This window comes from Microbispora sp. NPDC049633, assembly GCF_040675265.1.
Lineage (GTDB): Bacteria > Actinomycetota > Actinomycetes > Streptosporangiales > Streptosporangiaceae > Microbispora > Microbispora maris.
This window is the reverse complement of sequence record NZ_JBFAOO010000053.1, coordinates 34008-42866: the sequence shown is the minus strand read 5'-3', so window position 1 is coordinate 42866 and position 8859 is coordinate 34008. Positions and strand designations below refer to the sequence as shown.

Sequence of the window (8859 nt, the reverse complement as noted above, 5' to 3'; positions counted from 1 at the left end):
GCACAGCCAACACAACCACCGAAGTGATCGAAGAGGAGTGCGCCGAACCGCGCCGACAACAGAAGATTACCAGGGCCCGGCACTGCCATGACCCGGTTCGAGAACAACGCCCCCAACGCGGAAGCTATTCCCGGCGACGCCGGCCCGGGGTGGCGCGGCGTCGCCGGTGCGACACAGCGATCGGTCGCGGGTGTTCCCGCAGGTCACCGCCGAGGGCACTCCCCGCACCCGGGATGCGGCAAAACGTACGAGCGGGGAGGGACAACCAGATCCGGCTCTCAAGCATCTACTTAGCGCCGCGGCGATCACGTCGGCATGGCACGGACTATCGGGGAGGCACGAGGTGAGGGACGAACGCCGTGAGCGGCTGTCGTCCCCGTGCTGCGCGACGGCTCTGACGGGCCGTCCTCTTCCCACGCAACCGAACGTCAAGCCGCTCGCAATCGCCCCGCGCTACGAACACGATGCGGAAGTCCCCGTACGGCGCCAACCCGGCCGCCCGGACTTCCGTCGCTGGAGGTGGCCATCATCATGCGGTCGGAGTTCGACGACATCCGTGCCCACATCACCGCCGAGCCGCCGCGCCCGGGCGATCTGCTCGAGCTCGCGCACTCCCTGCTCGACGACCTGGAGCTGTTGCGTACGCGCGAGGCGATCCTGCGCTCGCACTACCTCGCGTTGCTGACCGCCGCTCGCGCCTCCGTGGCCGCGGAAGCCGCCGGACATCCGGCGCCCCTCACCTTCCTCCAGCACGAGCTGGCCGAACACGGTCAGCTTCCCGACGGTGAGCAGGCGCAGCGGATTCTGTCGGACGCCACGGCGGCGCAGGCCATGCTCACCCAGCTCGACGAGCCCGCGCCGCGGCGGCCCCGCACCGCACGCGGTCCTCACTGTGGTGGGGTCAGCCGCAGGCTGCGGGGCTGACCCCCGCGGCCTGCGGCTCAGCCGCCGGGGATGAGCTCGTGCACGAAGACGACGTTGGGGTAGGCCGGGTTGTCGGTGAACCCCTGGACGTTGCCCAGGTAGGCCCGTTGATAGGTCAGCACCCACGGCACGGCCACCACCGCCTTCTCCTCGATGAGGCTGCGCTGGAGGCCGGCGTACGCCGTCTCGGCGGCGGAGCGGTCGTTCGTCCCCAGTGACGGCAGTTGGTCGATCTTGGCGTCGATGTCCCTGTTCTTGAGGTAGGTGAGGTTGAAGGACACCGGCTCGGCGCTGTGGAAGACGTTGAGGAACCACGAATAGGCGTCGGCGTAGTCGGGGTACCAGTACATGACGAAGATGTCCTGGCGCTTGGCCGGGTCCGCGGCCTTGCCCTGGTCCCACTGGTCGTTCCACGGCATGGGCTTGGCGTCGAGCTGGACGTTCAGCTCCGCGAGCGTGCGCTTGAGCCTGCGCACCAGCAGCTCCTCGTCGTCGTCCCCCTCCGCGTAGGTCAGCGTCAGGCGCAGCGGGTTGCCGCCCGGGCCGTACCCCGCCTTGGCGAGCAGCTCGGCGGCCCCGGCGAGGTCCTGCTTCTGGGTCAGGCCGGGGGCGTGACCCAGCAGGCCCTCGGGCACCAGGCCCGAGGCGGGCGCCGCCGCGCCCTTGAGCGCGGCGACCAGGCCGTCGTAGTCGATGGCCTTCTGCACCGCCTTGCGCAGCCGTATGTCGGCGAGTGGTCCGGAGGCGGTGTTGAACAGCACGAGCAGGTTCTGGAACGACGGCACCTGCAGGGTCCGCACGCCCGCGGTCGCCCGGGCCCGCCGGAACAGATCGGGGTTCAGCCGCTGCACGTAGCTCGCCTCGCCGCGCAGCAGCAGCCGGTACGCCCGGTCGGGGTCGGGGGTGACGCGGAACTCGATGTTCCGGTAGTGCGGACCCTCCCAGCCGCCCCAGTAGCGGTCGAAGGCACGCAGCACCAGTTCCTTCTCGCGCCCCTTCTTCCAGCTCGCCACCGTGTACGGCCCCGAGCCGGCGTCCCGGCCTGCCTGGAACCACTTCTTCAGGTCGCCCGAGCCCGCCGCCTGGGTGTCGTAGATATACGAGGCGTAGCCGGCGGAGGCGATCAGGTCGAGCGGGGCGGCGTACTTGAGCCGGAACTCCACGGTCAGCGGGTCCTTGACCGTGATCTGCTGCACGGGGTCCCAGATGTAGGCCGCGCCGGCGCCCATCCGCTTGGTGCGCTCGACGGACGCCTTCACCGCGTCGGCGTCCAGCGGCCGTCCGGTGTGGAAGACCACGCCGCCGCGCAGGGTGAACGTCCAGACCTTGCCGTCGGACGACGTCTGCCAGCGCTCGGCCAGGCGCGGCGCCGCGCGCCGCGTCCTGGGGTTGTACTTCGTCAGCGAGTCGTAGATGTTCTCCATCGCGACGACCTCGTTGGAATACGAGCTCGCCGGATCCCAGTCGGTGACGATGTCGAGATGGTGCAGGTAGACGAAGGTGGAGTCCTTCGCCGACGGGAGGTTCGCCGCCGAGATCTCCCGGGCCTCACCGCCGCCGCAACCAGCCAGGGCCAGCACGGCCAGCACTCCCAGCACGAGGAAACGGCGCATGCGTGCGGGTCCTTTCCGTGTCTACCATGATCGACGCTACTGCAAGATCACGATTGGACACGATAAATCCCGCTAATCGATCACAGGGCCCTCATCCGGCCCACCTCGCTGCTAGTCTCTAGCTCTGTCACAAAAGGTCTTATGTGAGGCATGTTCCTCACTGGGCGAGGTGCCATGAGTCCGCGTAGGCGCGACCGGCCGATCCGGTCCCGGCTCATCGGCCTGCTCCTCGTCCCCCTCTTCTCGCTGGTCGCCCTGTGGGTGGTCACCGCCGGCGTAACCATCGGCGAGAGCCTGAGCCTGCGCACGTACAACACCCTGTGGTCGACACTGCGGCGGCCCGCCGACTCCCTGATCGTCGAGCTGCAGGCGGAGCGCCTGGCCACGGCCCGATACCTCGCCGCGCATCAGAAGAACAACCGCGACGCCATGGTCCTGCAGCGCCAGCGGACCGACAAGACCAGGGAGAAGGTCCGCACGCTGGCCCTGTCCGACTCGTCCAGATCGGCCACCACCGCCGCGATGCGCACCCAGGTCGACGAGATGCTGGCGGGGCTCAGCCGGATCGACGAGATCCGCGCGGAGATCGACGAGGGGCTGTCGGAGCGTCTGCGCGTCATCGAGACCTACAACCTGGTCAGCGACTCGATCTACCGGATGCACTACAGCCTCGCCCTGATCGACGACATCCCGATCTACCAGCAGTCGCGTGTGGTGATCTCGCTCGGGTACGCCAAGGAGCTGCTGACCCGGGAGCAGGCGCTGGCGGCGGCCACGGGGGCGTCCGGCGGCCTCACCGACGAGGAGCGCAAGCTGTTCACCCAGCTCGTGGGCAACCGCCGGTTCCTCATCGACCAGGGACTGCCCGAGCTGGACGCGGGCCTGCGGCAGCTCCACGTCAACCTGATCACCACCCCGCTCTACCAGCGGCTGCGGCTCCAGGAGGAGCAGATCATCGCGGCGCCCACGATCTCCGCGCGTACGCAGCGGGTGTGGCAGTCGACCTCCGACGACCTGGCCGACTCGTTCCAGAAGGCGCAGACCGAGGCGGCGGCCCTGCTCGCCCAGCGTGCCGCGCCGATCGCCGACTCGATCCTGCGCCGGGCCGTGCTGGTCGGGGGTTTCGGTCTGCTGGCTGTCGTCGCCTCGATCCTGATCTCGCTGCGGGTCGGCGGACGCCTCGCCCGTGAGCTGGCCGATCTGCGGCAGGCCGCGCTCGACCTGGCCAACGAGCGGCTGCCGGGGATGCTGGTCAAGCTCAAGCGGGGCGACGACGTGGACGTGGCCACCGAAGCGCCCCCGATCCAGACGGCGGGCGGGACCGCCGAGATCCAGGACGTGGGGCGGGCCTTCTCGACCGTCCAGAGGACCGCGGTGGAGGCCGCCATCGGGCAGGCCCGCCTGCAGCGGGGTGTCAGCCAGGTGTTCCTCAACCTGGCGCGGCGCAGCCAGACGCTCCTGCACCGGCAGCGGACCCAGCTGCACGGCATGCAGCGCCACACGACCGACCCGGACGTGCTGGAGGAGCTGTTCCGGCTCGATCATCTGACGACCCGCATGCGCCGCCACGCCGAGGGCCTGATCATCCTGTCCGGCAACAGCCCCGGCCGCGCCTGGCGCAAGCCGGTCCCGATGTACGACGTCGTACGCGGGGCCGCGGCCGAGGTGGAGGACTACGCCCGGGTCAACGTGCTGCCCATGGAGGACCACGGGCTCGACGGCGCCGCGGTGGCGGACGTCATCCACCTCATCGCCGAACTGATCGAGAACGCCACCATCTTCTCGCCGCCGCACACGTCCGTGTCGGTACGCGGCGAACTCGTCGGCACGGGCTTCGTGGTCGAGATCGAGGACCGCGGGCTCGGCATGACCAAGGAGCGGCTCGCCGAGTTGAACGAGCGCCTGGCCGCTCCGCCGGAGTTCGACATCGCGGACACCGAGCGCATGGGACTGTTCGTCGTCGCGCGCCTGGCCGCGCGGCGGGACATCCGCGTGACGCTGCGGCCCTCGGCCTACGGAGGAACGACCGCCATCGTGCTGCTCCCATCCGCGCTCATGGTCGGCCCCAAGGATCCCGACCTCGCCCGTCTCGCCGCGGGCGAGGTCACCCCGGAGGACATCATCCTCGCCTCGCTGAAACGGGGGCCGCAGGACAACGAGAACACCGGCGAGGAGGACGAAACGTGACGGAGCGCATGCAGGACCAGTGGCTGGACGAGGAGGCCGGGCCGATCGTTCCGGCCTACGCCCTGACCCGCGGACGCGTGCGGCCCGCCAGCAAGGACATCGACCTCGTCGCCATCGTCACCGCGGTCGGCGGGCCCACGCCGGTGAGCCTCGGTCCCGAGCAGTGGATGATCCTCAGCCTGTGCGCCCGCCCGGCATCGCTGGCCGACATCGCCGCGGCGATCGACCTGCCTCTCGGCGTCGTACGGGTGCTGGTGGGCGACCTCCACGAGCAGGGTCTCGTGAAGGTGCGCCCGCCCGCCAACGTCGCGCGCTTCCCCACCGAGAAGCTTCTCGGCGAGGTGATCAGCGGCCTGCAGGCCCTGTGAGCGCCCTCACATCGCCCTCACAGCACCCTCACAGGGCGTGGGGATAGTGACGCCGGGCGTGCTCGCGGGTGATGTAGCCCTCCCGCAGGTCCGCGCGCACGGCCTCGGGGTCGCGCTCGCCGGGCGGGCCGTACCCCCCGCCGGAGCCGGTGCGCAGGTGCACGACCGTGCCCTTGGGCAGGAAGATCCGCGTCTTCAGCGAGAAGTCCTCGACGCGCCCGTCGGGATACTCCACGGTGAGCCGGTTGGGCCGGCCGGGCAGCCCGCCCTCCAGGCCCCAGGGCGCGAGCGCGGTCCTGGCCAGGCCCGAGGTGAGGTACTGGTCCTCCAGCACCCGGAAGGACAGGTCGAGTCCCAGGCCGCCGCGCTGACGGCCGGGGCCGCCGGAGTCCTCGGCCAGGGCGAGCCGCTCGATCCGCCAGGGGTTGCGCGCCTCCCACACCTCGGCGGGGGTGAAGCGGGTGGCCGACTCCGAGATGTACATGAGCGCGCTCGCGCCGTCGGCCGACCGTGAGGCGCCCTGGCCCACCGGGTGCGGCGCGCCGTCCGCCCACGGCTCGCCGGTCGCCTCGCGCTTGCCCCACCACACCAGCGCGTTGATGTCGCCGCCGCTGGCGGCCGGCACCGATCCGGGCACGGCCTCGGCCAGCGCCCTGATGATCAGCTCGATGGCGTGGTCGGAGGGGATGCCGTACATGAAGCAGGGCGCGGGCCGTACGGGATGGAACAGGGAGCCGAGCCGGGTGACCAGCTCCAGCGGCCGGAAGTGGCCCTCGTTGGGTTGTTCGCCCGCACCCGCGAGGAAGGCCACCGCGATCCTGACGGCCGCCACGGTGGACGGCAGCGGGCAGTTGACCGGCCCGCCGACCTGGTCGGGGCAGTCGGTCAGGTCGACGGTCACCGACGAGCCGGCCACGGCGACCTCGACGCCGAACGGGATCGGCGTGCCGTTCACCCCGTCGGAGTCGATGACGCTGGACGCCCGGTAGACCCCGTCGGGCAGGCGCTCGAACCAGCCGCGCACCAGCGCCTCGCCGTGCGCGTACATCCGCGCGACGCAGCGGCGGAATGTGCCGAGGCCGTGCCGCCGCACCAGCGCGCCGAGGGCCTCGGCGCCGGTCCGCGCCCCGGCCACCATGGCGTTGATGTCCCCGATGACCATCTCCGGCATCCGGCTGTTGGCCAGGATCATCCGGTAGACGTCGCTGACCAGCCGCCCGGCGTCGTACAGCTTGACCCCGGGGAAGATCGTGCCCTCCTGGTGGACGTCGATCGTGTCGGTGCAGTAGGGATCCTTGCCGCCGATGTCGAGCCAGTGGGCCTTGATCGCCGAGTAGGCGACCAGCGTGTCCTCGTGGTGGATCGGCACCACCATCGCCGCGTCCTGCGGGTGGGAGCCCGTGCCGTACGGGTCGTTGTAGAGGATGACGTCGCCGGGGCTGAGCGCGCCGGGACCGCCGACACCCTCGACGGCCTCCCGCACGCAGAAGCCGAGCGTGCCCATGAACGCCGGCAGCGTCGGCGCCTGCGCCAGCATGCACATGTCGGCGTCGTAGAAGGCGACGGCGAAGTCCAGCGCCTCGTAGATGATCGGCGAGAACGCGGTGCGGATCAGCGACTGCTTCATCTGGTCGGCGGCCGCGTTGAGCCCCTGCCGGATGATCTCGGTGGTCACCGGGTCCGCGCCGTCGCCCAGGCCCGGGTGCGCCTCCGTGTATCGGGTGCGGACGATGGTCATGGCCGGTCCTTTCTTGTGATCAAAAGGCAGCCGCTCTCGTGCGCCTCCACCGCGAAGCCGGCGTCCACGTAGGCGGTCGCGGTCGGCTCCACCACCAGCAGCGGGCCCTCGGCCACGCCGGTCAGGTCCTCCCGGCGTACGACCGGGGCCTCGGCCCAGACGCTTCGGCGGAACGACCACAGCCGCGTCGTCCCCGCCCCGCGCCCGCCCTCGCCCTCGCCCGAGGGCGGGGCCGGCACCAGGGGGCGCTCGTCGTCGAGCACGACCCGGCTGGTCGCCCGTACGGTGACGATCTCCAGCGGGTCGGGCAGGGTGTGGCCGAAGGCCCGGTGGTAGGCCTCGGAGAAGCGGGCGGACACGGCCGTCAGGTCGTCCTCGCCGAGTCGCACGGGGATCGTCAGCGTGTGCTCCTGCCCCCGGTGGCGCAGGTCGAGGTCCACCTCGCGTACGGCTCCCGGCTGCGCGAGCCGTTCGAACAGCGACCGCGCCACGTCGTCGACCGCCGGCAGCGCCGCGTCGTCCAGGGGGCGCACCATCGTGCGGGCGGCCGAGCGTACGACGTCGGTCTGCACCAGGCCGACGGCGGAGAAGTTGCCCGCGTTGGGCGGCACCACCACGGTGTCCACGTCGAGCTCGTCGGCGAGCAGGCACCCGAACACCGGACCGGCGCCGCCGAAGGCGACGACGGCCGCGCCGCGCGGGTCGACGCCCCGCTCCACCGTGACGCCGCGCACGGCCTGGGCCATGTGCGCGGCGGCGATCCTGACGACGCCCACCGCGACGGCGTCCACGCCGTCGATGCCGGTCGGGCCGGCCAGCGGCGCCAGCGCGCGGGCCGCCTCCTCGGCCGACAGCTCGATGCCGCCGGAGATGCGCCCGCGGGGGATCATGCCCAGGTGCAGGGCGGCGTCGGTCACCGTGGGCTCTGTCCCGCCCCGCCCGTAGCAGGCGGGCCCGGGATCGGCGCCCGCGCTGCGCGGGCCGACCCGCAGCAGCCCGCCCGCGTCGGCGTACGCGACCGATCCACCGCCCGCGCCGACCGACCGCACGTCCACCCACGGGCTCTGCAGCGGCAGGCCGACGACCTCGCCCTGGTACAGCAGCGGGAGCCGTCCGTCCTCGATGAGCGCGGTGTCGAAGCTGGTGCCGCCCACGTCGGCGGCGACGGCCGTGCCGAGCCCGAGGGAGGAGCCGAAGGAGGCGGCCAGGCGCGCGGTCGCGGCGGCCCCGGCCACCGGACCGGACAGGATCGTCTCGAACGGCCGGGCCGCGGCCTCCGCCAGCGCCAGCGCGCCGCCGCCCGACCGGGTCACGAGCAGCTCGCCCGCGAACCCTCTGGCCCGCAGTTCGCGGTCGAGGTTGTGCAGGTAGGGGCCCATGCGGTGACGGACGAAGGCGTCCACGACGGTGGTGCAGGTGCGCTCGTACTCCCGGTACTCCCCCGAGACCTCGTGCGACAGCGAGACCGGCCCGGCGAACCCGGCCCGCCTGAGCAGTTCGGCCACCCGCGCCTCGTGCCCGGGGTTGGCGTAGGAGTTCACCAGCACGATCGCGACGGCGTCCACGCCCTCGGCCGCGAACGTCTCGGCGGCCCACCGTACGCCGCCGGGCTCCAGGTCGCGGACGACCGAGCCGTCGGCGGCCACCCGTTCGGCCACCTCCAGGCGCAGCCGGCGGGGCACGAGCGGCGGCGGCGGGGTCCAGGACAGGTCGTAGGGGTCGTCGCGGTCGCCCCGGCGGATCTCCAGCACGTCGCGGAACCCGGCCGTGGTGATCAGGCCGACGGTCGCGCCGCGCCTTTCGAGCAGCGCGTTGAGGCCGACGGTGGTGCCGTGCACGAAGTGGCGGCAGCGGGCGAGCAGGTCGCGTGGCACGGCCGCGTCGACCGCCGCGAGGACCCCGCGCTCCGGCGCGGCCGGCGTGGTGGGCTGTTTGGCGACCCTGATCTCGCCGGTCGCGGCGTCGTGCAGGACGAGGTCGGTGAAGGTGCCGCCGACGTCCACTCCGATGACCGTTGTCATGCCTGGCA

The 8859-nt window shown here is 71.9% G+C and carries 6 protein-coding genes; 3 read left to right on the top strand and 3 right to left on the bottom strand.

Annotation, left to right across the window (positions count from 1 at the left end):
• The first annotated feature begins 519 nt into the window (after positions 1-519).
• The gene (locus tag AB0J39_RS16610; RefSeq protein ID WP_363465122.1) at positions 520-924 is read left to right on the top strand and encodes a hypothetical protein; all 405 of its coding nucleotides are present in this window, start codon (positions 520-522) and stop codon (positions 922-924) included.
• 17 nt (positions 925-941) lie between these two features.
• Here the strand turns inward: AB0J39_RS16610 and AB0J39_RS16605 are convergent, their stop codons facing one another.
• Positions 942-2537, bottom strand: a complete 1596-nt coding sequence (locus AB0J39_RS16605) for an ABC transporter substrate-binding protein (protein ID WP_363465120.1) — start codon at positions 2535-2537, stop codon at positions 942-944.
• Positions 2538-2711: 174 nt separating this feature from the next.
• Between AB0J39_RS16605 and AB0J39_RS16600 the strand changes: the two genes are divergently transcribed.
• A complete protein-coding gene (locus AB0J39_RS16600; RefSeq protein WP_363465117.1) occupies positions 2712-4724 on the top strand; it encodes a nitrate- and nitrite sensing domain-containing protein in 2013 nt (670 codons plus the stop codon).
• Positions 4721-5092, top strand: a complete 372-nt coding sequence (locus AB0J39_RS16595) for a DUF742 domain-containing protein (RefSeq protein ID WP_363465114.1) — start codon at positions 4721-4723, stop codon at positions 5090-5092. Before AB0J39_RS16600 ends, AB0J39_RS16595 begins: the two co-directional genes overlap by 4 nt.
• Before the next feature lie 28 nt (positions 5093-5120).
• Here the strand turns inward: AB0J39_RS16595 and AB0J39_RS16590 are convergent, their stop codons facing one another.
• Positions 5121-6830, bottom strand: a complete 1710-nt coding sequence (locus tag AB0J39_RS16590; RefSeq protein WP_363465113.1) for a hydantoinase B/oxoprolinase family protein — start codon at positions 6828-6830, stop codon at positions 5121-5123.
• Positions 6827-8851 carry a hydantoinase/oxoprolinase family protein gene (locus AB0J39_RS16585; RefSeq protein WP_363465110.1) on the bottom strand — a complete coding sequence of 675 codons (2025 nt, stop codon included), beginning with the start codon at positions 8849-8851 and terminating at the stop codon, positions 6827-6829. The genes AB0J39_RS16590 and AB0J39_RS16585 overlap by 4 nt, the downstream gene beginning before the upstream one ends.
• Positions 8852-8859 lie beyond the last annotated feature (8 nt).